Annotated in this window: 26 protein-coding genes; 13 read left to right on the top strand and 13 right to left on the bottom strand. The window is 72.8% G+C overall.

Going from position 1 to position 26,686, the window contains the following annotated elements:
- Nucleotide 1: 1 nt before the first annotated feature.
- From BXY45_RS07505 to BXY45_RS07480, 6 genes are read right to left on the bottom strand one after another with little or no spacing between them, the layout of a single operon-like run.
- Nucleotides 2-1,411, bottom strand: a complete 1,410-nt coding sequence (locus BXY45_RS07505) for a phenylacetate--CoA ligase family protein (RefSeq protein WP_109773708.1) — start codon at nt 1,409-1,411, stop codon at nt 2-4.
- Entirely contained in the window at nt 1,408-2,163 is a 756-nt protein-coding gene (locus BXY45_RS07500; RefSeq protein ID WP_146211123.1) for a hypothetical protein, read from the bottom strand. Before BXY45_RS07500 ends, BXY45_RS07505 begins: the two co-directional genes overlap by 4 nt.
- Nucleotides 2,163-4,268 (bottom strand): hydantoinase B/oxoprolinase family protein, encoded by a 2,106-nt coding sequence (locus tag BXY45_RS07495; RefSeq protein WP_109773706.1) that lies wholly within the window; start codon nt 4,266-4,268, stop codon nt 2,163-2,165. Before BXY45_RS07495 ends, BXY45_RS07500 begins: the two co-directional genes overlap by 1 nt.
- Nucleotides 4,265-6,409 carry a hydantoinase/oxoprolinase family protein gene (locus BXY45_RS07490; protein ID WP_109773705.1) on the bottom strand — a complete coding sequence of 715 codons (2,145 nt, stop codon included), beginning with the start codon at nt 6,407-6,409 and terminating at the stop codon, nt 4,265-4,267. The genes BXY45_RS07495 and BXY45_RS07490 overlap by 4 nt, the downstream gene beginning before the upstream one ends.
- A complete protein-coding gene (locus BXY45_RS07485; protein WP_109773704.1) occupies nt 6,409-6,741 on the bottom strand; it encodes an acetone carboxylase subunit gamma in 333 nt (110 codons plus the stop codon). Before BXY45_RS07485 ends, BXY45_RS07490 begins: the two co-directional genes overlap by 1 nt.
- Complete coding sequence (locus tag BXY45_RS07480; RefSeq protein ID WP_109773703.1) at nt 6,738-8,654, bottom strand: hydantoinase/oxoprolinase family protein; 1,917 nt, start codon at nt 8,652-8,654, stop codon at nt 6,738-6,740. Before BXY45_RS07480 ends, BXY45_RS07485 begins: the two co-directional genes overlap by 4 nt.
- A 253-nt stretch (nt 8,655-8,907) precedes the next feature.
- Here BXY45_RS07480 and BXY45_RS07475 point away from each other — a divergent pair, with 253 nt between their 5' ends.
- On the top strand, nt 8,908-9,930 hold the full coding sequence (locus BXY45_RS07475) for an AraC family transcriptional regulator (protein ID WP_170131366.1): 1,023 nt from the start codon (nt 8,908-8,910) through the stop codon (nt 9,928-9,930).
- Nucleotides 9,931-9,957: 27 nt separating this feature from the next.
- On the opposite strand, the gene BXY45_RS07470 is transcribed toward BXY45_RS07475, so the two are convergent.
- From BXY45_RS07470 to purU, 4 genes are read right to left on the bottom strand one after another with little or no spacing between them, the layout of a single operon-like run.
- Nucleotides 9,958-10,716 (bottom strand): SDR family NAD(P)-dependent oxidoreductase, encoded by a 759-nt coding sequence (locus BXY45_RS07470; protein ID WP_109773701.1) that lies wholly within the window; start codon nt 10,714-10,716, stop codon nt 9,958-9,960.
- Nucleotides 10,713-11,312 (bottom strand): GTP cyclohydrolase I FolE, encoded by a 600-nt coding sequence (gene folE / locus BXY45_RS07465; RefSeq protein ID WP_109773700.1) that lies wholly within the window; start codon nt 11,310-11,312, stop codon nt 10,713-10,715. Before folE ends, BXY45_RS07470 begins: the two co-directional genes overlap by 4 nt.
- Entirely contained in the window at nt 11,309-12,172 is an 864-nt protein-coding gene (locus BXY45_RS07460) for a bifunctional 5,10-methylenetetrahydrofolate dehydrogenase/5,10-methenyltetrahydrofolate cyclohydrolase (RefSeq protein WP_109773699.1), read from the bottom strand. The genes folE and BXY45_RS07460 overlap by 4 nt, the downstream gene beginning before the upstream one ends.
- 11 nt (nt 12,173-12,183) lie before the next feature.
- On the bottom strand, nt 12,184-13,128 hold the full coding sequence (purU, locus tag BXY45_RS07455; RefSeq protein WP_109773698.1) for a formyltetrahydrofolate deformylase: 945 nt from the start codon (nt 13,126-13,128) through the stop codon (nt 12,184-12,186).
- Nucleotides 13,129-13,315: 187 nt separating this feature from the next.
- On the opposite strand from purU, the gene BXY45_RS07450 reads away from it, so the two are divergent.
- From BXY45_RS07450 to BXY45_RS07420, 7 genes are all read left to right on the top strand, one after another.
- A complete protein-coding gene (locus tag BXY45_RS07450) occupies nt 13,316-14,866 on the top strand; it encodes a histidine kinase (RefSeq protein ID WP_170131365.1) in 1,551 nt (516 codons plus the stop codon).
- Nucleotides 14,863-15,555 (top strand): response regulator, encoded by a 693-nt coding sequence (locus BXY45_RS07445; protein WP_245961688.1) that lies wholly within the window; start codon nt 14,863-14,865, stop codon nt 15,553-15,555. Before BXY45_RS07450 ends, BXY45_RS07445 begins: the two co-directional genes overlap by 4 nt.
- A gap of 170 nt (nt 15,556-15,725) precedes the next feature.
- Complete coding sequence (locus tag BXY45_RS07440) at nt 15,726-16,472, top strand: alpha/beta hydrolase (protein WP_109773696.1); 747 nt, start codon at nt 15,726-15,728, stop codon at nt 16,470-16,472.
- Between the two features lie 55 nt (nt 16,473-16,527).
- Nucleotides 16,528-16,806, top strand: a complete 279-nt coding sequence (locus BXY45_RS07435) for a muconolactone Delta-isomerase family protein (protein WP_109773695.1) — start codon at nt 16,528-16,530, stop codon at nt 16,804-16,806.
- 95 nt (nt 16,807-16,901) lie between these two features.
- Nucleotides 16,902-17,183, top strand: coding sequence for a protocatechuate 3,4-dioxygenase (locus tag BXY45_RS07430; protein WP_109773778.1), 282 nt, complete (start codon nt 16,902-16,904; stop codon nt 17,181-17,183).
- The gene (locus BXY45_RS07425; RefSeq protein WP_109773777.1) at nt 17,176-18,033 is read left to right on the top strand and encodes a class III extradiol dioxygenase subunit beta; all 858 of its coding nucleotides are present in this window, start codon (nt 17,176-17,178) and stop codon (nt 18,031-18,033) included. Before BXY45_RS07430 ends, BXY45_RS07425 begins: the two co-directional genes overlap by 8 nt.
- Nucleotides 18,034-18,150: 117 nt before the next feature.
- On the top strand, nt 18,151-18,957 hold the full coding sequence (locus BXY45_RS07420; protein ID WP_109773694.1) for an SDR family NAD(P)-dependent oxidoreductase: 807 nt from the start codon (nt 18,151-18,153) through the stop codon (nt 18,955-18,957).
- 59 nt (nt 18,958-19,016) lie between these two features.
- Here BXY45_RS07420 and BXY45_RS07415 read toward each other — a convergent pair whose 3' ends face one another.
- The gene (locus BXY45_RS07415; protein ID WP_109773776.1) at nt 19,017-20,387 is read right to left on the bottom strand and encodes an aminomethyltransferase family protein; all 1,371 of its coding nucleotides are present in this window, start codon (nt 20,385-20,387) and stop codon (nt 19,017-19,019) included.
- A 224-nt stretch (nt 20,388-20,611) separates the two neighbouring features.
- On the opposite strand from BXY45_RS07415, the gene BXY45_RS07410 reads away from it, so the two are divergent.
- Together BXY45_RS07410 and BXY45_RS07405 are read left to right on the top strand one after the other, a co-directional pair.
- Complete coding sequence (locus tag BXY45_RS07410) at nt 20,612-21,316, top strand: 4-carboxy-4-hydroxy-2-oxoadipate aldolase/oxaloacetate decarboxylase (RefSeq protein WP_109773693.1); 705 nt, start codon at nt 20,612-20,614, stop codon at nt 21,314-21,316.
- Between the two features lie 7 nt (nt 21,317-21,323).
- Nucleotides 21,324-22,346: an amidohydrolase family protein gene (locus tag BXY45_RS07405; protein WP_109773692.1), complete on the top strand. Its 1,023-nt coding sequence runs from the start codon at nt 21,324-21,326 to the stop codon at nt 22,344-22,346.
- 133 nt (nt 22,347-22,479) lie between these two features.
- On the opposite strand, the gene BXY45_RS07400 is transcribed toward BXY45_RS07405, so the two are convergent.
- On the bottom strand, nt 22,480-23,640 hold the full coding sequence (locus BXY45_RS07400) for a 5-methyltetrahydropteroyltriglutamate--homocysteine S-methyltransferase (protein WP_109773691.1): 1,161 nt from the start codon (nt 23,638-23,640) through the stop codon (nt 22,480-22,482).
- A gap of 61 nt (nt 23,641-23,701) precedes the next feature.
- Nucleotides 23,702-24,187 (bottom strand): MarR family winged helix-turn-helix transcriptional regulator, encoded by a 486-nt coding sequence (locus BXY45_RS07395; RefSeq protein WP_170131364.1) that lies wholly within the window; start codon nt 24,185-24,187, stop codon nt 23,702-23,704.
- Nucleotides 24,188-24,308: 121 nt separating this feature from the next.
- On the opposite strand from BXY45_RS07395, the gene BXY45_RS07390 reads away from it, so the two are divergent.
- The 3 genes from BXY45_RS07390 (at nt 24,309) to BXY45_RS07380 (ending at nt 26,663) form a co-directional block, all read left to right on the top strand.
- Nucleotides 24,309-25,241 carry an SDR family oxidoreductase gene (locus tag BXY45_RS07390; RefSeq protein WP_109773774.1) on the top strand — a complete coding sequence of 311 codons (933 nt, stop codon included), beginning with the start codon at nt 24,309-24,311 and terminating at the stop codon, nt 25,239-25,241.
- Entirely contained in the window at nt 25,238-26,131 is an 894-nt protein-coding gene (locus BXY45_RS07385) for an amidohydrolase family protein (RefSeq protein WP_109773690.1), read from the top strand. The genes BXY45_RS07390 and BXY45_RS07385 overlap by 4 nt, the downstream gene beginning before the upstream one ends.
- A gap of 76 nt (nt 26,132-26,207) precedes the next feature.
- Entirely contained in the window at nt 26,208-26,663 is a 456-nt protein-coding gene (locus BXY45_RS07380) for a MaoC family dehydratase (protein WP_109773689.1), read from the top strand.
- Nucleotides 26,664-26,686: the final 23 nt, after the last annotated feature.

Genomic DNA, 26,686 nt, shown 5'->3' with positions numbered 1-26,686 from the left:
GTCAGCTCCCACTCCTCGTCGTTCGTCGTTCGTCGGCGTGCACCTGTGCTCCCGGGCGGGGCGCGACCGGAGGACCGGTCGTGACGAGCGAGTTCTTGTCGCCCGTGATGGTGAAGGTGCCGGGCTCCACCAGCTCGACGGCGACCCGGACGCGGAGCCGCTCGCGCACGGCTGCCTCGATGCGCTGGCGCAACGAGGACTCCTGGGCTTCGTCGAGCGGTCCGAGGGGTTGGACCTGCAGCGGGATGGCCTCGTCGAAGCGCACCTGGTCGGCGCTCTCCTTGCGCACCTTCACCACCTCGTGCACCTCGCCGGGCGCCGCGCCGAGCGCCACCTCGCGCAGCGCCGTCGGGAAGACGTTCATGGCCTTGTAGATCAACATGTCATCGGTGCGGCCGATGCAGCGGATCTTGGGCGTCTTCCGGCCGCAGGAGCACTCCATGCCGGTGATGACGACGTGGTCCCGCGACCTGAACCGCAGGACGGGGGTCGCCTCCCTCCGGATGGTCGTGTAGACGAGCTCGCCCTCAGCCCCCGTCTCCCAGGGGAGCTGGTCTCCAGTCGCCGGGTCGATGAGCTCCACGAGGACGTCACGGACCGCGGTGAAGTGCATGCCGGTCCCGGCCTCGCACTCGGCCCACAGCCCGGGCATCACATCGCCCAGGCCCATGACCTCGCTGATCCTCTCGGCGCCCCACTTCTCCATGACTGCCGCCCGGACGTCGGGGAGCCCCATGCCGGGCTCACCGCCGGAGATGATGGTCCGCACGCCCAGCTCGCGGGCCGGATGGCCCAGGACTTCCTCGATCTTCTCTGCGAACATGGTCACGAAAGACGCTGTGGCCACGAGCGTGTTGACCCGGAGCCGTTCGATCGTGGTGACCATCCGAGGAGTGGTCTGACCGCCGAACCAGACCAGGGCGCCTCCCGCGTTCCGGATCCCGTCCGCGTAGGGCACACCGCCGGCGACGATGGGCATGCCCGTCGACAGACCGGCGACCGAACCCGGACCGATCCCGGCGGTGGCGTAGAAGGCACCGATGGCCTCGGTCCAGGTCTCCCGGTCTCGCCGCGTCAGCCCGAAGTAGACCGGGTTGCCCGTCGTGCCCGACGAGGAGATGACCTGCTCGATGGCCGACGTGGGAACAGCCTGCTGGAGCCCGAGGACCTGGTCCTCCGCAGGCTCCGCCTGACCGTCGCGCAGGTCGTCCTTCGTGGTGAAGGGCAGCCCGGCCAGGCCCTCGAGCGAGCCCGCGGCTGCGGGGTCACGACCGCTGAGGCGATCCGCGTACAGGGCGGAGCGGTCGCGCAGCTGGCGCAGGAAGCCGGGCAGCTGCTGCGCCCGTCGCCCCTGGATGACAGCCCAGTCCTCGCCCTCCTCGGCGAACCAGAGGCGGCCTGTCGACGTCATGACGCTCCTCCCGTGCGCAGGTCCTCGACGACCCGGCGAACGGACTGCGGTGAAGCACCGGCGGGCACTTCGTCGCTCGTGGTGACCAGGCGCGCTCCAGCACCCAGCCCGGTCAAGAACTCCTCCGCGGTGGGGGAGGCCAGGTGCTCCGACTCCTCTCCGGTCGACTCCACCAGGGCGATGTCGAAGTAGTCGCACAGGCCCGCGACGAGCTGGCCGCGCTCGCCGGGACCCACCCTGAAGACGACCTCGGGCTGCGCCGCACCGATGGCGCGAAGCACAGAGCCCACGGCGTCCTCGGCCCAGTCCTCGTCGACGGTGGGGCCCAGCGAGGCTGCGAGTGCTGCCCCGGTCGGCACGACCACAGCCGTCTTGGCCCTGCCGGCGAGGAGGGTCCGAAGGCGGGTGACGATCGCCTCCAGGTGGGCCACGGCCTTCGAGGACTCGAGGGCATCGAGGTCGGGGAGCTGGCAGAGGGGACGGCCGGGGTGCTCGGCCGCAGAGGCGGCCAGCGGCGCCCCGGGTGCTGCGGCGCCGCGCACCGCCCACGCCACGGCGTCGGCCGGCGCAGCCGCGACGACGTCGAGTCCGTAGAGGCGCTGGGCCGAGGAGAGCGCTCGCGATGCAGCATCGGGATCGCTGAGCACCGCGGACCGGCTCAGCTGCTCCAGGCTCGCTGCGTGCCAGAAGACCAGTGGGGCGAGGAGCTTCCTGTCACCGCTGGCTGCCAGCAGGGACTCCAGGTCGGCCATCAGAACCGCGCCAGCGGGGTCTCCCGCACGCCCTCGGGCCACGAGCCGAAGTACTCCAGCACAGGCTCCGGCGGCTTCAGCTGCTCCCAGTCCGCGTGGAACTCGTCCCAGGACTTCCCCCGGGAACGCCTCTGCTCCCGAGCCTTCTCCCGCTCGGCGTTGGTGGCGTTCTCGTCCACCGCGAAGGTCTGCGGGTCGACCACCACGTGGTGCACGTGGCAGGCGGTCCACTCCGTGACCGCCTGGTCGCGCAGGTCCCTGGCGACGAGTTCGGGGTCGCGTGCCAGGGGGTCTCCGTAGCCCCCGCCGCCGCCGGTGGTCGCGACGATGATGTCGCCTTCGAGCGCAGGGCGGACGGGTCGGTTGCTGTGTTCGAAGACGTAGTCCCCGGAGATGGCCTTGCGGGTCGCGAGCTCCACCGAGTCGCGGGGGATGTCTGCGTCACCGCGGCGCAGCTTCTCCAGCACGTCCGTCCCGTGGACGCTGATGCCCGGTGCTGAAGCTGCCGGGTAGCCACCGAACACGCCCAGCGTGACCGGCAGGTAGCTGCTCATCGCGTAGACCGTCCACACCGCGAACGGCACGTTCCAGATGCACAGGGCGGTTTCGGTGCCCATGCCACCGCGGTGCGTCCCCGCGCCGGCGCTGTCGGCGCGCAGGCGGAAGTAGAGCCGCAGGAACTGCTGTTCCAGCTCGGTGTCCTCGGTGTCCGGAGCACGAGTGGCGTGGCCGTACGCGAAGCCGTAGGCGTCCACGCCGTCCCGGTCTCCTCGGGCACCGTGGCCGTCGGTGTTGAGGATGGCGCTGTCGACCTCCGCCAGGGGAACTCCGTACTGGTTGGGACCGGCCACCAGCGGAGCGCACGGCTGACAGCAGATGTTGCCTGTGACCTGGTCGCGGTCCTCGCTGGAGAACATCATCCGGGCGAAGACCTGCTGCACCACCGAGACCGTCAGGGAGTTCACCATCGGGCTGGAGCTGATGGCCGCGTCGGGGTTCGCGTTGAAGATCGTGCCTTCTGGTACGACCCAGTTGAAAGGCGCAAGAGCTCCGTTGGACACCGGCAGGTCGTGGAACTGGAACGCGTACATCGTCACCGCCGCATGGGCGGCGACGATGTGCGGGAAGCAGTTGTAGGGACCGTCGTTCTCCGGTGAGGTCCCGGTGAAGTCGAAGGTGATCTCCGAACCCTGCTTGGTCGCAGCCAGCGTTCCGCGGACCAGGACGGACTTCGGCCCGATCGTGTCGATGAAGGCGGAGGAGCGGTAGACGCCGTCGCGCCAGCGGCTGATGCGTCGGCGCGTCGCGTCCTCGGCCTCGATGATCAGCTTGGCCAGGAGCCCGCGCACGAAGTCGTTGCCGCGGTCAGCGGCCAGTTCGACGATGCGCCGCCGGAGTCGGTCTGCGCCGGTGATTCGGGCGCGGACGTCGATGGCCTGCATGCGCGGAGCGCGCGACGTGAAGTTGGCCATCATGTCGAGCATGTCGTCGCGGATCCGGAAGTCCTCACCCACCTTGATGGGGGTGAGCTTCATGCCCTCGTCGTGACGGGAGCGGGCCATGACCGGCATGCCGCCGGGCTCGATGGCACCGGTCTCTGGGTTGTGCGTGAGGGCGGCGACCCAGGCGATGAGCTCACCCTCGTGGAAGACGGGCATGAAGGCCATCTGGTCGGGGTTGTGGATGCCCCCGTAGCGAGCTTCGTTCGCGTAGAAGATGTCGCCGTCGCGCACCCCCACCGAAGGGTTGGTGAAGTACTTGTGCATGACGAACTTGACGGGCAGCACCGCTGTGACGCAGTGCAGGTACGTGCCCGCTGATGCGTTGGCGAGGTCGCCGTTCGCCGTGTAGACGGCCACGATGAGGTCTCCGGCACGCAGCATGCCGGTGACACCGCTGCGGACGAAGACCTCTCGCGCCTCCTCCAGGAAGTTGCGGAGCTTCTCGTCGTAGATCTCGTAGTCGCCGGGCTCCAGGGACTCGACGCACCGGCGCACCAGGGGTGAGAGGGGTTCGGGCTTGGTCCACTCGATCATCGTCGAGGGGCTGATGGTGATCGGCGTGACCCTGAGGTGTTCGTCGACCTCGTGCGTCTGGACGGTCATGACTCCCCCTGCCTGTCGGCCGTGATGACGAAGTTCAGGTGCTGGTCGACCTCGAGGGAGTAGCCCGGCTCGACGACGACGGTGGTGTACGGGGCCTCGACGATGCACGGCCCTGGGACCGCGTTGCCAGCGCGCAGGAGGTCCTGGGCGTAGACCGGTGTCTGGGCTTCTCCGTCCGGCCAGTGCACGGTGCGGCTGCCCTTGAGCGCGGCTGCGGCGTCACGCCCTTCGAGCGGGTGCGTCGGCAGTTCCCAGTCCGGGGGAGCGGTCTGCGCTCTGAGGACGAAGTTGTGGATCTCGACGCCCCCTTCGGGGAAGACGTTGAGCGGGCTGAAGACCTCCGCGTACTCCTGCGCGAAGCGCTCGTACACCGCCTTGACGTCGTCGTCGCTGGTGATCTCCAGCACCGGCGAGGAGGCGCGGTGGAGGTGGAACTGCCCACCGAACTTGATGTCGAGCTCCAGCGTGAGCACGGCGTCGACCGGGTCGTAGCCTTCCGCACGAAGGTCTCGCTCGGCTTGAGAGCGCAGCTCTGCGACAGCGCTGTTGAAGGACTCGAAGTCGGCCAGCAGCTTCTGGCTCACCGGCTCCAGCAGATCGAGCCTGCGCGACAGCTGGTAGATGTGCACCACGGGCATCGTCGAGGAGCCCCACGCGCAGAACACCGGCGAGGTCGGCAGCACGTAGATCTTGGAGATTCCGAGGTGGCCCGCGAAGCCCGTGCAGTGCGTCGGGCCCGCTCCACCGAAGGCCATCAGAACGAACTTGCGAGGGTCGTAGCCGCGCAGGAGGGTCTCCCGCGCGATGACGTCAGCCATGTTCGCGTCCACGATGCGGCGGATGCGCAGAGCGGCCTCGACCACGCTGATCCCGAGCGGTTCGGCGATGTGCTTTCGGATCGCCTCCTCGGCCAGGGCCGGTCGGAGCTTGAGGCTGCCGCCGAAGTAGCCCGTGGGATCGATGAGCCCGAGGACCAGGTCAGCGTCTGTGACGGTCGGTTCCTTGCCGCCGAGGCCGTAGGCGGCCGGACCGGGCAGGGATCCTGCACCGCGCGGCCCCACCTCGAGGCGGTTGCCGACGGCGGTGTTGACCCAGGCGATCGATCCGCCGCCGGCGCCGATGGAGCGCGTCTGGAGGATGGTCATGTCCACCCAGAACTGGTCGATCACGGGACGGAACTCGTAGGTCCGCGTGGACCCGTCCACGACGACACCCAGGTCGAAGCTGGTGCCGCCCATGTCACCGACGATGACGTTGGGGTGCCCCAGCTTGCGCCCGATGGCAGCTCCGCCGATGAGTCCTGCGACGGGGCCGCCGTTGAACGTCTCGACGGCTGCCGTCTGGTAGACCTCGGCCATGCCGCCGGTGTTGTGGACCATCATGATCCCGCGCTGGTAGCCGCGGGCGCGAAGGTCGTCGTTCATCCCCGCCAGCTCCTCCCACATCGCCTGGTGGAGGTAGGCGTTGAGGAGGGTGGTGTTGGTGCGGGTGTACTCCCACCGCTTCGGCAGCACCTCGCTGGCGAGCATGATCGGCATGGCGCCGAGCAGGCCCTCGGGGTACTCCGACTCGATGAGCTCGCGGATGCGCCGCTCGTGCACCGGGTTCTGGTACCCGAACAGCAGCGACACGACGAAGCCCCGGACGCCCTGGTCGACGAGGTCGCGCAGCTGGAGCAGGAAGTGCTCCTCGGCCAGCGGCTGGACGACCCGACCGAAGCAGTCCACGCGTTCGCGAGCGCCGACCACGAGGGAGCGCTCGACGAGCGGCTCGGGCTTGTCGATCTGCGCGACGTTGCGGATCTCCTTGGGGAGCGTGGAGTCGGTCCAGGACGCGGCCCGGGCGATGCGCAGGACGTCCTCGTGGCCAGCCGTCGTGATGAGCGCGAGCTTGGGGCCGTTGCGCTGGATCAGGGTGTTCATGGCGACGGTCGTCGAGTAGCGGACCACGTCGGTGCGGCCCAGCAGCTCCTCGACGCTCATCTCGAACTGGCTGGCCGCCTGCTGGACGGTCTTCATGAACCCGGCGGCGAGGCGGTGCTTCGTCGTCGGGGTCTTAATGGCGGCGGTGCGCCCGTCGTCGAGGGTGACGAGGCAGTCGGTGAAGGTGCCGCCGATGTCGACGTCCATCGTCGCGCCCATCAGCGTGCTCCTTCCACGGGGCCGGTGAGCTGGTCGAGGTCCAGCTCGATGTCATGGGTGATGGGGTGGCCGGGAGGGAGGACCTCCACCTCGACCAGCCACTGGCAGCCGGGGCAGTAGAACTCCACGAGGCGGCACCAGTCGCGGTGGTAGCTGAAGGTGACCTGCTCGTCGACGTGCGGCTGCCAGACCTCGTCCGGCTCCCTCGCCGCCACGAGGCAGCCCTGCTTGTAGTTGGTGTCCGCGGAGCCGAGCGAGGTTCCGCAGTGGTGGCAGCACCACTGGCGCGCCTCGACGTCGACGTCGAGGTTCTCCGTGATCTGGATCTTCATGCCGTCAACCTCGCCTCTCCCATGGACCCGATGCGCACTGTGAAGCCCGGTGGCACGGCCACCGTCGTCTCGTCGGTCTCGAGGACGGCCGGGCCGGGAAGGCTGCTCCCGACCGGCAGCCCGGCCCAGTCGTAGACGGGTGTCTTCTGCGGGCCACCGGGCCACTGCACGAGCCGCGTGCTCACCGGTGCATCACCTCCGACGCCCGCCTGGGGGAACCGCGCTCGCCGGCTGCTGGTCGAGGCGGTCAGTCGGACCAGCCGGGGGGACTCACCGGGCTCGGGCTGGTCCAGCCGTCCCGAGACGACCCGGACCCGGCCCGCGGCGTCGACCACCTCGGTCTCCTCCGAGAACTGGACCTGCTCGGGGGAGAAGCCCTCGGACCGCATGTCCGCGTGGGCGCGCAGTCGGAGCGCCTCGAGGTCAGCGTCGAGCGTCGGTGAGTCTGCCGGCGCCTCGTAGGCGTGACGGATGTCCAGTCGCGAGAGCCCGAAGGCGCTGAAGACCGGACTCATGGGGAAGGCGATGGTCTCGGTGGCCGGAGCTGCGATGTGGATGAAGCCAGCGAGCATGCCTCCAGCTCCGCCGGTCGCGAAGAGCGTGGCGTCGGCGTCCACGCCCGCGTCCTGGAGCTGGACGGCGATGGCTGAGGCGATCAGCTGCCCCGCCTTCTCGACGATCTGCGTGGCGAGGGCTTCGGCGTCGGAGCCCACCTCCTGCGCGAGCCGTTCCAGGACCCGGCGGGAAGCCTCGACGTCGAGCTTCTTCCGCCCGCCGAGGAAGTTGTCGGGGTCGAAGAGGCCCAGGTGGCACACCGCGTCGGTGACTGTGACGTCCTCACCGCCGAGGCCGAAGCAAGCGGGCCCTGGCTGGGCGCCTGCACTGTCGGGTCCGAGGACGAGCGCGCCCTCGACGATCCGGGCCACCGTGCCCCCGCCGATCGGTGCGGAGACCAGGGACAGCGCCGGGAGCGCGACGTCGATGCCCTCGATGGCTGGCTGCACCTCGTAGGTCCACCGGCCGTCGACGGCGACGGAGACGTCGGTGCTCGTGCCGCCGACGTCGAACCCGACAGCGACTGGGGTGTCGAGCTCCACGGCGAGCGCCGTGCTGGCGGCGACACCGCCGGCCGGGCCGGATCCCCAGGTGCGCAGGGCCGAGGTCTTGGCGACGCGCGAGGTTCCGCCGCTCGCGTCGGCGACCTGCAGCGGACGGGTGTACCCGTCAGCGCGCAGTGCGTCCTCGACGCGGTAGAGGAAGGTGCTCATGACGGGGTGCAGGTAGGCGGACAGCACGGCGGTCTGGATCCGCAGGCGCTCGTCGTGCACCGGCGTGACCTGGTGGGACGGGAGCACGGGCACCGCACCCAGGTAGTGGCGCGGGTAGGACTCGGCGATGAGACCGCGGACGGCGCTCTCCCGCCCGGCGAGGTCGGGGCCGCCCAGGAGTGCGATGACCAGCACGCGCGCTCCGCGTTCGAGCAGGCGCCGCACTGCGGCCTGCGTGGTGGCCCGGTCGGCCGCGTCAGCGACGCCGGCGACGAGGTCCCTGCTCAGCGGGAGGTTCGGGCTGAGCTCGTCGACGACGTGCTCGGTCCCCTGGCTCAGGAGGAGTCCCACAGCCGGCCCGGAGCGGTTGATGAGGGTGTTCGTGCCGACGGTCGTGGACAGCCGGAACGCGTCGGTGGCCCGCAGCAGATCAGCGCGGGTCACCCCCAGCCGCTCCGCGGCCCTGTCGATGCAGGCCAGCACGCCCGTCGAGAGGTCGTAGGGAGTGGTGTCGACCTTCGCCGTGACGACCCGGTCGCCCGCGGTCACGTAGCCGTCGGTGAAGGTCCCTCCGGTGTCGATCTCGATGGTGCAGCCGCTGATGTCACTGGGTGTCGTCGCGCCAGTGCGACTCTCAGGTCCCATGCCCTCGTGGCTCCTTCCCCGGTCGCCAGGCCAGCGACGGTAGGCAGGGCGGCCTCGGACGTCTTCACGCACGCTGCACTGCTGCTGTCACGTCAGTGCACTCGCTCTCGGCCCACCTCCGGTCGCGATGAGTCATTCGTCGCGCTGTCGGGGGACGGACCGTGGACGTCGCCCGCGCGCGGGCGTGGGAGGCTCGTCAGCGACGACCGGCCTCGAGGGCCGGTCGACCAGGCGGAGCGAAGGAGCGCGGCTGGTGTTCAGCGTGACGACCCATGGCGTTGCCAAGGCGAAGCAGCTCGCCTTCTGGGGGGAGACCGTCCGTCATCACTTCTACGACATGCACGGGTCGTCTGGGGAGGGACTCGACCGCGCCGGCTTCTCCGCACGGATGGACCGGGTCGTGGTCGGCGGGCTCGCCGTCGACCGGGTCGTCTCGCAGCCGTACCGCGTCGTCCGATCGGGGACGCTCGCCCGGCGGTCGCCCAGTGAGGCACTGGTGCTCTTCGTCCTGCAGGACGGGAACGTGTGCGTCACGCAGGGCGATCGCGTGGCAGAGCTGCGTCACCGAGGCGACTTCACCGTGATCGACGCGGCCCAGGCCTATGGGGCCGAGCTGCGAACGACCAGCGACCTGACCCTCGTGCAGGTCCCTCACGGATGGGCCGGGTCTCAGCTCGATGCCGTGATCAAGCGCACGGCGCTTCCCGTCGGGGGACGAGGGGGGCTCGCAGCGACCGCAGCGGCGACATTGAGCGCTCTGCGGCTCATGGTGACTGACCGGAACGACGGCGTGGCGCACGCCGCGGCGCGGAACGCCGTCGACCTCGCGACTGCGGCGGTGCTGGAAAGGGGCGGTCAGGCGCAGGTCATCGTCACCTCCCGAGCGTCGATCCTCGCGGGAGCACGGCGCTTCATGCTCGAGCACCTCGCCGACGGAGACCTCACGCCTGCTCAGGTCGCTGCTGCGCTTCCGATCTCTGAGCGCTACCTGTTCTCGGTCTTCCACGACGAAGGCACCACCCCCGCGGAGTGGCTCAAGCGCACCAGGCTCGACCGGGCGCGAGACCTCCTGACCTCGAGCCAGGTGCAGGGTGGTCCGACCATCCAGCAGGTCGCCATCGCCGTCGGGCTGCCTCGGGCGTCGCACTTCAGCAGGCTCTTCCGAGAGCAGTTCGGGATGAGCCCGCGTCAGTACCGTGACCTCGCTGCTGCGGCGGCGCCGGTCGGCCGACCCATCGCCGCACGTCCCGCGTGTGCGGCGTGCGGGCGTGAGTGACCAGCTGCTATCGCGGTCGAGGCCGCCTCAGTGCATCAGCCCGCCACCGTCGCACACGACCGTCTGGCCGGTGATCATCCGGGCGTCGTCTCCGGCCAGGAACGACACCAGCCCGGCGAGGTCGTGCGGCTGCCCACGGCGGGGGATGGCCTGCTGCGCCATCGTGCGGTTGAAGTCGGCGTCGGACAGGTGCTCCCGCGTACCGGGGGTGGCGACCTGTCCGGGCACCGCAGCGTTCACCGTCACCCCCTGCGGGCCCAGCTCTCGGGCCAGCACGCGGGTGATGCCGAGGACCGCGCCCTTGCTCGCCACGTACCCGAGCTGCCCGGGGCTCCCGGTGAAGAACGTCCGCGAGGCGATGTTCACCACCGCGCCCCGGCCGCTGGCCACGAGGTGGTCGTGGGCGGCCTGCACGGTCAGCGCGCAGCTCACCGCGTTGGTCGTGAGGTAGCGGACCAGCTCCTCCTTGGTGCTCTCCCGGTACGACGTGCGCGGAGAGATGAGCCCCGCACCGTTGACGAGCACGTCCAGCCCGCCGTGAGCGTCGACGACGGCCGCGACCGCCGCCATCACCGCGTCGGGCTCGGTGACGTCGCAGGGCAGGAGCAGCGCACCGGGCAGGGGGGCGCCCACCTCGACGTCGAGCACCGCCACGCGGTGCCCGTCGCGCTGGAGCCGTTCGGCGATCGCGCGTCCCAGCCCGCGACCACCCCCGGTCACCACGCTGGAGCGGGGGCCCTCCGCGGACGGCGAGGTCGTGCCGGGGTCGTCGTCCACACGGCTCATGCTGCCCCCGTCCCCGTCAGGGCGAGGAACTCTGCCCGGGTACGGGCGTCGGAACGCATCCGCCCCAGCAGTGCCGAGGTGCGGGTACGGGCCCCGGTGGCGCGGACGCCGCGCACGCTCATGCAGAGGTGCTCGGCGTCCAGGACGACGCCGACGCCGCGCGGCCGGAGCCGATCCTGCAGCAGCCGAGCCACCTGGCTGGTGAGCCGCTCCTGCACCTGTGGGCCGGCGGCGAGGTGCTCCACCACCCGAGCCAGCTTGGACAGGCCCACGATCCGCTCCCCGGGCAGGTACCCCACGTGCGCCACCCCCACGAACGGCAGGAGGTGGTGCTCGCAGACCGACCGGAAGGGGATGCCCCGGGCCAGCACCACCTCGTCGTACGCCTCCTCGTTCGGGAAGGTGGTCAGCTCCACCGGGCCGGCGTCGAACAGCTCGGCGTAGGCGCGGGCCATGCGCTCGGGGGTGCGGTCCAGTCCGGGCCGGTCGGTGTCGACTCCCAGGGCCTGCAGGAACGCGGCGGCTGCTGTGGTCGCGGCCTCCAGGTCGACCCCGGGCCTGTCGGTGACCAGCAGGTCCGCGGGCACGGCGCTCACCCCGCGTGGGCGGCGCGCTGGAGGCGGGCCGCTTGCAGCGTGTTCGCCAGCAGCACGGCGATGGTCATCGGCCCGACGCCGCCGGGCACCGGGGTCAGCCACCCGGCCACGGACGCGGCGGTCTGGCCGTCGACGTCGCCGGTCAGACCACCCTCGACGCGGTGGATGCCCACGTCGACGACGACCGCCCCGGGCTTCACGGCGTCGGCGCCCACGAGACCGGGGATGCCGGCTGCCACCACGAGCACGTCGGCGCGGCGGCAGACCTCCTCCAGGTCGCGCGTGCGGGAGTGGCACAGCGTGACGGTCGCATCGCGCTGGAGGAGCAGCTGAGCCATCGGACGCCCGACCAGCACCGACCTACCGACCACCACGGCCTCCGCGCCGCGCAGTTGCACGCCGGTGCGGTCGAGCAGGTGCACGACACCGGCTGGGGTGCAGGGCTGCCGCCCAGCGCGTCCCTGGGCGAGCAGCCCGGCGCTCTCGGTGGTCAGCCCGTCGACGTCCTTGAGGGCGGGGATCCGCGCCAGCAGAGCATCAGCGTCGAGGTGGGCCGGCAGCGGCAGCTGCGGGAGGACTCCGGAGACTTCCGGGTCTGCGGCCAGTTCGTCCAGGACGGCACCCGCCTGCTCCTGCGTGACGTCTCCCGGCAGGTGCCGGTGGTGGTCGACCATGCCGGCCTCCACGCACGCGCGCTGCTTGCTGCGCACGTACACCTGGGAGGCGGCGTCGTCACCCACCAGCACGGTCGCGAGCCCCGAAGGTCGGCCGCCGTCAGCGACGAAGGCCCTGACGCCGTCGGCCACCTCCGTCCGCAGCTCACGGGCCGCCGTCGTGCCGTCGATCAACTGTGCCGTCACGTCGTCACCCCTCAGAGCACGACCGTGGTGTTCCCGTGACGGGCCACCCGGTCCTCCAGGTGCCACCGCACCGCCCGCGAGAGCACCGCGCGCTCCACGTCGGCGCCCAGGCGGGCCAGGTCGGCCGCGGTGTGCTGGTGGCCGACGCGGACGACGTCCTGCTCGATGATCGGGCCCTCGTCGAGGTCTGCCGTGACGTAGTGGGCGGTGGCGCCCACCAGCTTCACCCCGCGCCCCTTGGCCTTGGCGTACGGCGCCGCGCCGATGAAGGCCGGCAGGAACGAGTGGTGGATGTTGATCAGCGGGCAGCCGACGCCGTCCAGGAAGGCGGGGGTGATGATCTGCATGTAGCGGGCCAGCACCACGAGGTCGACGTTGCCGCGCAGCAGCTCCAGCATCCGCTCCTCGGCCTGCTCGCGGTTGTCCCGGGTGGCGGGGACGTGGAAGAACGGCACGCCGAAGCTGCGCACGTCGTCGGCGAGGTCGGGGTGGTTGGAGATCACCATCGCCACGGTCATGGGCAGCTCGCCGCGGCGGTTGCGCCACAGCAGGTCGAGCACGCAGTGGTCGGTCTTGGAGACCAGGACCGCCACGCGCTTGGGGTGGCGCTCCTCGTGCAGGGTGAAGTCCATCCCGTACGGCCTCGCGACCTGCTCGGTGAAGTCGGCCTCCAGCTGGGCGCGGGCCGCGGCCAGGCCCGGCAGGCGGAACTCGGTGCGCTGGAAGAACGTGCCGCCCTCGGGGGCGGTGGAGTGCTGGGCGAGGGAGTGGACGTTGGCGCCCGCGCGGGCCAGGAACGTGCCGACGGCGCCGACGATCCCCGGCTGGTCGCGGCAGGTCACCAGGAGCCGGGCCCGGTCCGCCGGGCCGGCCGGGGCGTCCCGGCCGCCGGCGCCGGCGGGGCCGGGGGTCGTGAGGGGGGAGACGGCCAGGGCCGTCGGGGTCGCGCTGCTCATCGGTGAACACCTCCGCGGCGACGCTACGGACGCCGCCCCCGGTGGCGCCTCGGTCGACCGGCCGCGCACGGCGAGACGTTCGTCGTACACCCGGGAGGACGTCGTGGTCGATCCTGGCCGGGTGCCACCATCGGTCCGGACAGCGCCGCCGGCAGCACGCCCGCGGCCGGAGCGCGGAGGCACGGACGTGGAGCCGGAGGAGTGGGGCGCCGTCGCCGTCGCCCACAGCCCCCAGGGCCTGGCCGTCGTCGACGGTGCCGGTCGCTTCGTGGCCGCGAACGCCGCGGCCTCCCGCCTGTGCGGCGCACCCGCCGCCGACCTGGTCGGCAGGCCCGCCCCGTTCGCCGCCGACGGCGCTGCGGAGGCGGGGGAGGTGGTGGTCGAGTGGACCAGGCCCGACGGCGAGCAGCGCGCCTTCGCCTGCACCACCGCCCCGGTGCCCGGCACCGACCAGCGCGTCGTCGCCTTCCGCGACGTCAGCGAGGCCCGGCGGCAGGAGCGGCGGCTGGCCGCGATGGCCCGGGCCGCGTTCAGCGTCACCGCCGAGCGCTCCCTCGCCAGCACCCTGGAGGCCCTCGCCGAGGAGGCGCAGCAGGCCGCGGCGCTCGCGGGGGTGCAGGTGCTGCTCGCCACCCCGGCCGGCGCGCGCCTGCACGTGCTGGGCACCGCCGGCTTCAGCCGCATCCCCGACTTCTTCGACAGGCTCCTGGAGTGCCAGGCGCGGGGCGCGCGCCTGGAGATGGTCGAGTCGCTGCGCAGCGGCGTCCCGCGGGTGCTGCAGCACCGCTTCGACGCGATCATGGGCGACCCGGCCTGGGAGCCCCTGCACGACTACATGAGCGCCACCCCCTGGGACGCCTTCGCCAGCGTGCCGCTGCGCATCCGCGGCGGCGCGGTCGGCGTGCTCAACGCCTTCTTCGCGCCCGGCCAGGAGGTGGGGGAGGCCGAGCTCGGCTTCCTGCTGGCCATGGCCGACCAGGCCGCCGTGGCCGTCGACCACGCCGAGCTGTTCCAGCGGCGGATGGACGAGGCCCGCCGCGAGGAGCGGCAGAAGCTGGCGCGCGACCTCCACGACTCCGTGGTGCAGCAGGTCTTCTCGATCATGATGCAGGCCGGCTCCCTCGGCGTGCTCGCGCGGCGGGGCCTGCCGCCCTCGGCCGAGAGGCTCGCCACCATCGCCGGAGAGCTGAGCGGCGCCGCCGAGGACGCCCTCGCCGACCTGCGCGGCATGGTGGTGGAGCTGCGCCCGGCGGTGCCGTCCGGCACGAGCCTCGGGACGGCGCTGCGCTCCCTGCTGGAGGCCACCGCCGCGCGCAGCGCCCTGGCCTGCGACCTCACCATCGACGACGCCGGGGGCGACCTCCCGGCGCTGGACGTCGAGCTGGCCGAGGACGTCTACCGCGTGGCCAGCGAGGCGGTGCACAACACCGTGAAGCACGCCGGGGCGAGCCGCCTCGACGTGGCGGTGGTGGTCGGCGCCACGGCCACGGGGCCGCGCGTGGTGGTGGACGTGGTGGACGACGGGCGCGGCGCGAGGCACGACGCAGCGGCGGGGCCGGGCGCCGCAGCGGCCGGCGGGCAGCCGGGGAGCCGCGCGAGCTCCGGCGGGTACGGCATGACGGCGATGCGCGAGCGCGCGCACCGCTGGGGAGGAGAGGTCGACGTGGTGGCTGAGGACGGCGGGGGCACCCGGGTCCGCCTGGTGGTGCCCGTGGTGCGCGGGGAGGACCGGCGGTGAGCGGCGCCGGCAGCACGGGCGGCGCGGGCGGCACCGGCAGCACGATCACGGTGCTCGTCGTCGACGACCACGCCGTGGTGCGCCGCGGCGTGGTCGCCTACCTCGACGCCCTGGAGGACGTGGAGGTGGTGGGGGAGGCCGAGGACGGCCGCGCCGCCCTCGAGCGCCTGGCGCAGCAGGCCGTGCTCAGCGAGCTGCCCGACGTCGTCCTCATGGACCTGCAGATGCCGCGCCTGGACGGCGTGGCCGCCACCGAGGAGGTGGTGCGCCGCTTCCCCGGGGTCAAGGTGGTGATCCTCACCAGCTTCGGGGAGACCGAGCGCGTACACGCCGCGCTGGAGCGCGGCGCGTCCGGCTACCTGCTCAAGGACGCCGGTCCCGCGGAGGTGGAGGCCGCGCTGCGCGCCGCCGTGCGCGACGAGGTCTTCCTCGACGCCGCGGTCACCCGGCGCCTCACGCAGGAGATGCGCGCGCCGCGCGTGGGCCTCGGCGCGCTCACCGCGCGGGAGCGGGAGGTGCTCGTGCTGGTGGCCGAGGGGCGCTCCAACCAGGAGATCGCCGACCAGCTGGTCATCAGCGAGCGGACCGCACGCACCCACGTGAGCCACCTGCTGGCCAAGATGGGCCTGGCCTCGCGCACCCAGGCCGCGCTCCTCGCCGTCAGGGAGGGCCTCGTCAGCCCGCGGTGAGCCGGCTCGGGAGCCCCCGGCCCGGGACGGATGACGTACGCCGCCCGGCCGCTGCGGCGGTGGCCGGCGCGACCGCGGCCCGTGGCCCGCCGGCCGCGGCCCGCCTAGCGTGGGCTGCGGCGACGGAGCCCGCACCCGCCGCCACCCACCCGCGACGGGAGGAGCAGTCGGTGAGCACGTTCGTCCTGGTCCACGGCGCCTGGCACGGCGGCTGGTGCTGGGACCGCGTGGCCCCGCACCTGCGCGCCGCCGGCCACCACGTGGTGGCCCCGACGCTCACGGGCCTGTCCGAGCGCGCGCACCTGCTCTCGCCGCAGGTCGGGCTGGAGGCGCACGTCGAGGACGTCGTGCGCGTGCTCGACGTGCTCGACAGGTCCCAGGACCCCGACGTCGTGCTCGTCGGGCACAGCTACGCCGGCCAGGTGGTGACCGCCGCGGCCGACCGCCGCCCCGACCTCGTGTCGCTGCGCGTGCACCTCGACGCCTTCGTCGGCGACCACGGCGAGTCCGCCCGGGCGCTGCTGCCCGAGCGCGTCGAGCACCACTGGGCCGAGTCCGCCGCCGAGCTCGGCTTCGGGTGGCTCGTGCCGGTGCGGTCGCTGGAGGTGCTCGGCGTCACCGACCCCGCCGACGTCGCCTGGCTCACCCCGCGGCTCACGCCCCACCCGTGGCGCACCTACACCGACGCGCTGTCGCTCACGGGCGCCGTGGACGCCGTGCCCGCCGCGTTCGTCGAGTGCACCGACTGGATGGGCGTCTTCGCCGGGCAGGCCGACCGCGCCCGCGCCCGCGGCTGGCCCGTGCGGCAGCTCGCCACCGGGCACGAGGCGATGGTCACCGCGCCGCAGGCGCTGGCCGACGCGCTGCTCGAGCTGGCCGCGGCACCGCGCGGGACGACGCGCGCGTCGTCGTCCTGAGCCCCCCGACCACCCCGACCACCAGACCGACTGCCGACGACGACAGGAGAGGCCCGTGGAGTTCCTCGTGCGGTCCGAGAACCGCATGCCCCCCGAGACCCCGCCGGAGGTGCGCGAGCGCATCCGCACCGCCGAGCGAGCCCGCGCGGTCGAGCTGCGGGAGGCCGGGACCCTCAAGCGGCTCTGGCGCGTGCCCGGGCGCACGGCGACCATCGGCCTCTACGAGGCCCCGGACGCCACCGCCCTGCACGACGCGCTGGCGTCGCTGCCGGCGGCGCCCTGGCTGGACGTCACCGTCGAGGCGCTGGCGACGCACCCGCAGGAGCGGTCGTGAGCAGCCCGACGGCCGGGGCGCCGACGGGAGGCGGCCGGGTCGACGTGCCCGGGACGCCGATCTTCGACGGCGCCACCAGCCGGCGCGGCATCCGCATGAACAAGATGTTCATGAGCCTGCGCACCGCCGAGGCGCGCGAGCGCTTCACCGCCGACGAGGCCGGCTACTGCGCCTCGTTCGGGCTGTCCGCCGAGCAGCAGCGGGCGGTCCTCGACCGCGACTGGCAGGCCATGATCGACCTCGGCGGGAGCATCTTCTACGTGTACAAGCTGGCGATGATGGACGGCCGCTCGATGCAGTACCTGGGGGGCGTCTTCACCGGCACCTCCGAGGAGGAGTTCCTGGCGGCCCTGCGTGCAGGAGGACGACGTGGCTGAGGTCATCTGGGGTCTGGCGACCTCGCACGTGCCGTCGATCGGGGCGGCCATGGACCGCGGCAAGACCGAGGACGCCAGCTGGAAGGACCTCTTCGACGGCTACGCGCCGGCGCGGGCCTGGCTGGCCGAGCACCGGCCCGACGTCGCCATCGTCATCTACAACGACCACGCCAACGGCATCGACCTCGACGTCGTCCCCACGTTCGCGATCGGCACGTCCGACCACTACGACGTGGCGGACGAGGGCTTCGGCAAGCGGCCCGTGCCCGACGTCGTCGGTCACCCCGAGCTGTCGCTGCACCTGCTGGAGAGCCTGGTCGACGAGGGCTTCGACCTCACGGTGTTCCAGGAGCTGGACGTCGACCACGGGCTGACCGTGCCGCTGTCGGTGTGGACGCCGGACCCGGGCGAGGCGTGGCCGTGCCCGGTGGTGCCGATCCTCGTCAACGTCATCCAGTACCCGCAGCCCACGGCCGCGCGCTGCTACGCGCTGGGGCAGGCGCTGGGCCGGGCCATCGCGAGCTTCCCGCAGGACCTCAAGGTCGGCGTGCTCGGCACCGGCGGCATGTCGCACCAGCTGGCGGGCGCCCGCGCGGGGTTCATCAACCCCGAGTTCGACGCCATGTTCATGGAGGCGGTCGAGACCGACCCGGAGCGCCTCACGGCCCTGTCGCGGCAGGACTACGTCCGCGAGGCAGGCTCCGAGGGCATCGAGATGATCATGTGGTTGGTGATGCGCGGCGCCATGCGCGCCGAGGTCACCAAGGTGCACTCGCACTACTTCGTGCCGGCGTCCAACACCGCCGCGGCCGTGGCCCTCTTCGACAACCGCGCCCCGGCCACCGCCTGAGCGCCCCCTGACCGCGGGCCCCCGCGCACCCCGTCCAGCCGCGGGTGGCGGGGGTCCGCCCCCCAGGCCACCGGCGCCCCCGCTCGACCAGCAGACCTCCGAGGGGACGGACCACCCGTGGACGACCTGACGCACCTCTTCGACCTGTCGGGCCAGGTGGCGCTGGTGACCGGCTCCTCGTCCGGGATCGGCCGGGCCGCCGCCGAGGGGCTGGCGCTGGCCGGTGCGCACGTGGTGGTCCACGGGCGCCACCCCGAGCGCACCCGCGCGGTGGCCGAGGGGATCGCGGCGGCCGGGGGCTCCGCCAGCACCGTGCTGGGGGACGCGTCGGACCCGGCCTGGGTGCGCGCCGCGGTGGACGGGGTCGTGGCCGAGCACGGCCGGCTCGACGTCGTCATGGCCAACGCGGGTGTGGCGGGCGGGCCGAGCTACCGCACCGAGGAGGGGCGGATCGCCGCGGTCTCCGACGCCGAGTGGCAGTCGACCCTGGCCAACAACCTCACGTCGACGTTCAACACGCTGCGCGAGGCCTCGCGCGTGATGGGCGACGGCGGGCGGATCATCGTCACGTCGTCCACCGCGGGGCTGCGCTCGGACCCCTTCGTCGGGTACGGCTACACGGCCACCAAGGCGGCGCAGGTCAACCTCGTGCGCCAGCTGGCCCTCGAGCTGGCGCCCCGCGGCATCCGCGTCAACGCGCTCGCCCCGGGACCCATCAAGGGCACGCGCATCGGCGGCGAGGCCGAGCTGAGCCCCGAGCTCGAGCAGGCGTGGGCCGACACCATCCCCCTCGGACGCATGGGCCTGCCCGACGAGGTCCGCGGGCCGGTGCTGTTCCTGGCGTCCGCGGCGTCGTCGTTCGTCACCGGTGCCGTGCTGCCGGTCGACGGCGGAGCGCTCGACCTCTCCCACGCCGCGTACTGACCAGCGGCGGAGGGTGCCGGACCGCGCTCCGCGGCCCAGCACCCCCCGCCGCGGTCAGGTCAGCGCGCGCGGTAGCTCTCGCGGGCGAACTGCACGAAGGGCGCCGGCGCCACGGTGGCCCGGACGGTGCGCTGCTCGTGGGGCTCCACCTGCGGCTTGGTGGAGTTCGGGGACTCGCCCCAGAGCACGTCCACGCGCGTGCCCGGCTCGGCGTGGGCGACGTCGACGACGGCCAGGCTGACGAACGCCCGCTCGTTGGCGAGGTAGCCGCAGTCCAGGGACACCCCGACCGGGGCGCCGTCGTGCAGCACCGCGTCGACGTGGTGGGTGGCGTACCGCGCCTTGGGCAGCTCGACGTGCTTGGCGCCGGGCCCGGGGCGGAACAGCGACCCGATGGCGTCGGCGACGTCGGCGGCGTCCCACACGAGGGTCACCTTGGTGCGGGTGGTCTCGGCCGCGCGCCGCTCCAGCGCCTCGCGCCCGATGAACTCGTGGTCGAACTTCACGCTGCGCCCGTAGCCGACCTCGTACGGGTCCAGGGAGTACGCGGTCACGTCGTCGGCGGTGAAGCTGCCGCCGACGGACCCGACCTTCGCCGCGGGCAGCCACGCCCGGTACTCCGCCATGAGCGGGTGGTCGGAGAAGACCGCCGGGAACGGCGCCGGCACCCAGCCCGACTCGAGGTTGGCCGTGGAGTACGCCCGCGCTCCCGCGCGCACCAGGCCGTGCGCCTCGCCCGCCTCGAGCAGCGCGGCCAGCACGTCGGCGCCGTCGGCCCAGGGGCCGAACAGCTCGAAGCCGGGCTGGCCCGCCATGCCGTGGCGCAGGGCGGTGACGCGGTGCCCGGCGACGGTCAGCTGGGTGGTGCCGAAGAACCTCACCTCGGGCACGGGCGCGCCGCTGGCGGCCTCGACCACGGCGAGGGCCGTGGGGCCCTGCAGCTCGTAGCGGTACAGCTGCGGCGGGCCGGAGGCGCGCACGGCGGAGTTGTCGTCGCGCTGGGCCTTCGCGTCGTAGTCACCGCGCTCGAGGTGGAACTGCACCCAGTCCAGCACGAAGGGGTGCCCCACGAGGTCGAAGAGCTCCTCCTCGAGGTGGAAGAGGATCGCGTCGCCGATGAGCAGCCCCTCGGGGCTGACGGCGATGAACTGCTTGGCCTTCCCCACGCCGAACCCCGCGAAGGAGTTGACCGCGAGGTCGCTGAGCAGGCGCTGCGCGTCGGGGCCGGAGACGAACAGGTCGGTCATGTGGTGGGACTGGTCCAGCAGGGCGCACGTGGTGGTCCAGGCGTGCTGCTCGGAGCGCCAGTTGGTGAACTCCGGCTGCACGGGGAACGTGGTCGCCCGGCTCTGGAGGTTGCGCAGCAGCTGCACGGGGTCGCCCGCGCGGGCCAGCGCGTCTGCGAGGGAGCCGGAGGTCTCGCGGGTCATGGTCGGCGTCCTTTCGTCGGTGAGGGAGCCGTCGCCGCGGACGCTACGGACGGCCGCAGCGGCCGGGAACCGGCGCATGACGACGGCGCCCCGCCGCTGCTGCCCGTGACCACCGCGACGGATGACGCACGCGGCCCCCCGGGGCAGGGGCCTACGGTCGGCGGTGGGCGGCGCTGCCCGCTGCCGCCACCCCGTGCGGGGACAGGTGCAGGAGAGGTGCAGGCATGAGCAGGACGGTCGTGGTCACGGACCCGCCGCGCGCCGACGTCGAGGACGCCGCCGCCCTGGGGCGCTTCGGCACCGCCACCGTGCACGAGGCCCAGGGCCGGCGCGGCTACCTCGGGCCGCAGCACCGGCCGGCGTGGCCGGGGGCGCGGATCGGCGGCACGGCCGTCACGGCGCTGTGCTGGCCCGGTGACAACCTCATGATCCACGTGGCTGTCGAGCAGTGCCGCGAGGGCGACGTGCTGGTGGTGGCCACCACCTCGCCGTCCACCGACGGGCTCTTCGGAGAGCTGTTCGCCACGGCGCTCGCGCGGCGCGGGGTCCGGGGCGTGGTGCTCGACACCGGCGTCCGCGACGTCGCGGAGCTCCAGCAGATGGGCTTCCCCGCCTGGTCGCGCGCCGTCAGCGCCCAGGGCACGGTCAAGGCGACGCCCGGGTCGGTGAACACGCCCGTCGTCCTCGGCGGGCAGGTCGTGCACCCCGGGGACGTGGTGGTCGGGGACGACGACGGCGTCGTCGTCGTCCCCCGGGGTGACGTGGCCGCGGTGCTCGCCGCGGCAGCGGCCAGGGAGGAGAAGGAGGCGACCAACCGCGCGGCGTTCCAGGAGGGGCGCCTCGGGCTGGACGTGTACGGCATGCGGGGCAAGGTCGCCGACCTCGGCATCGAGTACGTCACCCACGACGAGTGGCTCCGCCAGCAGTGACCCCCTGATGATCATCGACTGCCACGGGCACTTCACCACCGCGCCGCAGGCCCACGCGGACTGGCACGCGGAGCTGCTGCGGGCCCGCGAGGCCGGGGATCAGCCCGCGCCCTACCCCGAGGTTTCCGACGACGACGTCCGCGGGGCCGTCGAGGCGAGCCAGCTGCGCCTCATGGACGAGCGCGGCGTCGACGTCACGCTGTTCTCCCCCCGCGCCTCCACCATGGGGCACCACCTCGGCGACCAGCGGACCAGCGAGGCCTGGAGCGAGGTCTGCAACGACCTCGTCGCCCGGGTGGTCGGGCTGTTCCCTGGGCGGTTCGCCGGCGCCTGCCAGCTGCCGCAGTCGCCCGCAGCGCCGCCGGCGGCGTCCGTGCCGGAGCTGCGGCGATGCGTGGAGGAGCTGGGCTTCGTCGGGGCGAACCTCAACCCCGACCCCAGCGGTGGCGCCTGGACGTCACCGCCGCTGGGCGACAGGTCCTGGTACCCGCTGTACGAGGCGCTGTGCGAGCTGGACGTGCCCGCGATGGTGCACGTCTCGGCGGTGACCAACCCCGCGCTGCACGCCACCGGGTCGCACTACCTCAACGCCGACACCACCGTCTTCATGCAGCTGCTGCAGTCGGACCTGTTCCGCGACTTCCCGACCCTGCGGCTCGTCATCCCGCACGGCGGGGGAGCAGTGCCCTACCACTGGGGGCGGTTCCGGGGGCTCGCAGACGTGCTGGGACGGCCTCCCGTGGAGGAGGCGCTGATGGGCAACGTCCTGTTCGACACCTGCGTCTACCACCAGTCTGGCGTCGACCTGCTGCTCGACGTCGTGCCGACGGCGAACGTGCTGTTCGGGTCCGAGATGGTGGGCGCGGTGCGCGGCGTCGACCCGCGCACCGGGCACCACTTCGACGACACCAGGCGCTACGTCGAGGCGGCCCGCCTCACCGACGCCCAGCGCGCCGACGTCTACGAGCACAACGCCCGCCGGGTCTACCCCCGCCTCGAGCGCCACCTCGGAGCTCCGCCCTCGCCGTGATCATGGGCGATCGGCCACCGCTGGGTGGATCTGCGCCACTCCCGGACTGGCACGGGGTGGCCCTGCGCCAGCAGCACTGGCACAGGGCCACCCCGTGCCGGCGAGGGGGGGCTGCCGACGGGGGGCGCCGGGGTCAGCCCCAGACGCGCTGCGCCACCCGGACGATGAGCTCCAGCTTGCGCCACTGCTCGTCCTCCGTGAGGTCGTTGCCCTCCTCGGTGGAGCTGAAGCCGCACTGCCCGCTGAGCGCCAGCTGCTCCAGCGGCGCGAACGTCGCGGCCTCCTCGATGCGGCGCACCAGGGCGTCCTCGTCCTCCAGGGCCGGCACCTTGGTGGTGACCAGGCCCAGCACCACGCGCTTGCCCGGCGGCAGGAAGCGCAGGACGTCGAGGGAGCCCGACCGCTCGTCGTCGAACTCGAGGAAGTAGCCGTCCACACCGAGGGTGTTGAAGAGCCTGTCGGCGATCTGCTCGTAGCCGCCGGTCTGCGCCCACGAGGAGCGGTAGTTGCCGCGGCACAGGTGGGTGGCGACCTTGAGGTCGGCCGGGCGGTCGGCGATGGCGGCGTTGAACAGGTCGATGAACGCCGGCAGCCGGCTCTCCGCGAGGCCCTCGCCCTTGGGGTCTCCGAAGAACGTCAGCGACACGTCGTCCAGCTGCGCGTACCGCAGGCCCTGCGCGTGCAGGCGCCGCAGCTGCTCGGCGTAGGCGGCGGCGATGTCGGCGCGCAGCCTCGCGTCGGCCTCGGTGCCCGGACCGCCCTCGCCGTAGGCCTCGGTGCCGTCGAGCGGGATGAAGGTGTTGTGGACCTGGTTGGGCGACGGCATGGTCAGCTTGGGGGTCTGCTCGAAGCCTGACGCAGCCCCGACCTCGGCCGCGGCCTGCTGCAGGAAGGCCAGGTGGTCGGCGAAGACCGTCTGCTCCAGGTGCACCGGCGCGGTGGCCTTGACCCGGGTGAGCGGCACGTCGATGGGCTCGCCGTCGAGCGTGTGGAACTGCCGCGTGAACGCCTCCTTCACCTCCACCCCGCCCAGGGAGAGGATGAAGTCCTCGTGCCAGTAGTGGCGGCGCAGCTCTCCGTCGGTCACCACGCGCAGCCCCAGCTCGGCCTGGCGGCGCACGACGTCGCGGATGGCGGCGTCCTCCACCTCCCGCAGCTGCTCGGCGGTGATCTCGCCGGCGGCGCGCTGCTCGCGGGCCCGCCGCAGCGCTGGCGGGCGCAGGAGGCTGCCGACGTGGTCGGCGTGGAAGGGGACGACCTCGGTGGTGGCCGGAGCGGCGGTGCTCGACGTCATCGCCCCAGTCTGCCCACGGCCGCCCGGCCGTGCACAGCGCCCATGATCACGGCGCCGACGATCACGGAGCGGGGTCGGGGCCGAAGACCAGCTTCCGCAGCAGGGCGCGCAGGGCCTCGCGCTCGTCGGGGGACAGCGTCGCCAGGGAGGAGTCCTCGGCGGCCGCGGCCAGCTCGCTCGCCCGCGCGTGCACCGCGCGGCCCTCCGGCGACGCCTGCACGAGGCGCCGCCGGCGGTCGCGCTCGTCGGTGACCCTCACCACCAGGCCGCGCGCCACCAGCTCGTCGACGAGCGCCACCACCTGGCTCGGGTCCAGCTCGAGCAGCGTCGCCAGCTCGCGCTGGGTCAGCGGCTGGGGCTCGCACGCCGTGGACAGCACCGCGTACGAGCGCGCCCGCAGCTCCAGGGGCCGCAGCCGGTGGTTGAGGCGCCGGGTGCCCGCGGCGAAGGCCTTGACGGCCAGGAACTCGACGTCGTGGGCGAGCGCGGCGCTCGAGAACCTGCTCCCGAGCTCTGCTGGAACCGCTCCCGCCGCCTCGTCCGCCACGCCCCGATCCTGCCGCGTGCAGCAGCCCCGGAACAATCCGTTGATTTTTTCAACGATTGCCCGTAGCGTCCGGAGCACCGGGACACCGGCACACCGATGTGCGGAGGACGACGACGTGACCATCTCCCCCACCGACCGCGTGGCCATCGTCACCGGCAGCGGCAGCGGCCTCGGCGCCGCCTACGCCGAGGCGCTCGCCGCCGCCGGCGCCGCCGTCGTCGTGAACGACGTCAGCGCCGAGGCCGCCGAGCGCACCGCCGCTGAGATCCGCGCCGCGGGCGGGCGCGCCGCCGTCGTCGTCGCCCCTGTCGGGCCCACCGAGACGGCGCAGCAGCTGGTCGACACCGCCGTGGAGTCGTTCGGTCGTCTGGACGCGCTGGTCACCAACGCCGGCGTGCTGCGCGACAAGTCGCTGCTGAAGATGACCGACGACGACTTCGACACCGTCATCGGCGTGCACCTGCGCGGCACCTTCACCTGCGTGCGCGCGGCGTGGGCGCACTTCAAGGAGACCGGCACCCCCGGGCGCATCGTCACCATCGGCTCGCCCACCGGTCAGCGCGGCACCTTCGGGCAGACCAACTACGCCGCCGCCAAGGCCGGCATCGTCGGCATGGTCCGCACCTGGGCGCTGGAGATGGGCCGCTCCGGCACCACCGTCAACGCCGTCGTCCCCGTCGCGGCCACCGCGATGACGCGCACCGTCCCCTACTTCGCCGCAGCCATCGAGGCCGAGGACGCCGGGCGGCCGATGCCCGACTTCTACCGCAAGCAGCTCGGTTTCGGGACCACCGACGACGTCGCGGGCGTGGTCGTCTACCTCGCCTCGGAGCAGGCCGCGGGCATCAACGGTCAGGTCATCGGCGTAGGCGGTGACCGGCTGCAGCTGTGGACCCATCCGGAGCCCGCCCTGTCGCTCGAGCACGACGGCGGCTGGAGCGCCGACGCCATCGCCGACGTGGCAGCCGAGCAGATCCGCGCCAGCCTGCAGTCCGTGGGGGAGAAGTTCCCCGCGCTGCCGGCCGAGCTCGACCGCAGCACGCAGGCCTCATGAGCACCGCGGCGACCTCGGGTGCTGCAGTGAGGGTCGACGAGATCGACGCCGTCGACGTCCACGTCCACGTCGAGGAGGGCTGCCACGGCGAGACCGCGCTCCCGGAGGAGTTCGCCGCCGCGGCCGCGAAGTACTTCCGCAGCGACGGCGTCGGCCGCGACCTGTCCGCGATCGCTGCTCACTACCGAGAGCGCCGCACCGCCGCCGTCGTCTTCACCGTCGACGCACGCACCCAGCTCGGCCGGATCGGCGTGCCGGTGGCCGAGCTGCTCGACCGGGCGGCCGACCACGCCGACGTGCTCATCCCGTTCGCGTCCGTGGACCCGCGCCGCGGGAGCACCGCCGTGGCGGAGGCGCGCAGCTTCGTGCGGGAGCACGGCGCTCGCGGGTTCAAGCTGCACCCGACCCTGCAGGGCTTCGACCCGAGCGACCCCGAGCTCTGCCCCCTGTGGGCCGAGATCTCCGACCTTGGCGTGCCGGTGCTGATCCACTCCGGGCAGACGGGCATCGGTGCGGGCCTGCCCGGTGGGGGAGGGCTGAAGCTGCGGTACTCCAACCCGATGCTCGTCGACGACGTCGCCGCCGACTTCCCCGACTTGAAGATCATCCTGGCGCACCCCTCGGTGCCGTGGCAGGACGAGGCGATCTCCATCGCCACGCACAAGCCGAACGTCTTCATCGACCTGTCGGGCTGGTCGCCGAAGTACTTCCCCGAGCAGCTCGTGCGCGCCGCTCGCAGCTACCTGCAGGACAAGGTGCTGTTCGGCTCGGATTTCCCGCTCATCACGCCCGACCGGTGGATGCGCGACTTCGAGGGCCTCGGCATCGACGGTCCGGTCCGCAGCAAGATCCTCAAGGACAACGCCGTCCGCCTGCTCGGCCTCGCCTGAGCGCGCAGCGCCGCCCCAGCCTCGACGCCGACCTCGTCGTCGTCCTCATCACCCATCTCAGACCAGGAGCATCCCCATGGCCGCACGCACCACCACCCTCGCCGAGCTGCCGGGTCTCGCCGGCGCTGAGATCGGCTCCTCCGAGTGGATCACCATCACGCAGGAGCGGATCAACACCTTCGCGGACGCCACCGACGACCACCAGTGGATCCACGTCGACCCCGAGCGCGCCGCCAGCGGCCCCTTCGGTGCGCCCATCGCGCACGGGTTCCTCACCCTGTCGCTGTTCATCCCGCTGTGGTCGCAGCTGCTCGAGGTGAGCGACGCCACCACCCTCGTCAACTACGGTCTCGACAAGGTGCGCTTCACCTCGCCGGTGAAGGCCGGGTCGCGGATCCGCCTCGTCGCCACGCTGAGCTCCGTCACCGAGGTCAAGGGCGGCCTGCAGCTGGCCGTCTCCGGTGTCCTGGAGCTCGAGGGCAGCGAGCGCCCCGCGCTCGTGGTCGAGTTCCTCTCCCGCGTCTACGGCTGAGTCGCAGACCACCAGCACCAGCA

Origin of the sequence: Quadrisphaera granulorum (genome assembly GCF_003149145.1) — a bacterium.
Classification (GTDB): Bacteria; Actinomycetota; Actinomycetes; order Actinomycetales; family Quadrisphaeraceae; genus Quadrisphaera; species Quadrisphaera granulorum.
Note: the sequence above shows the minus strand (reverse complement) of the source record. Positions and strands in the feature narration are given on the sequence as shown.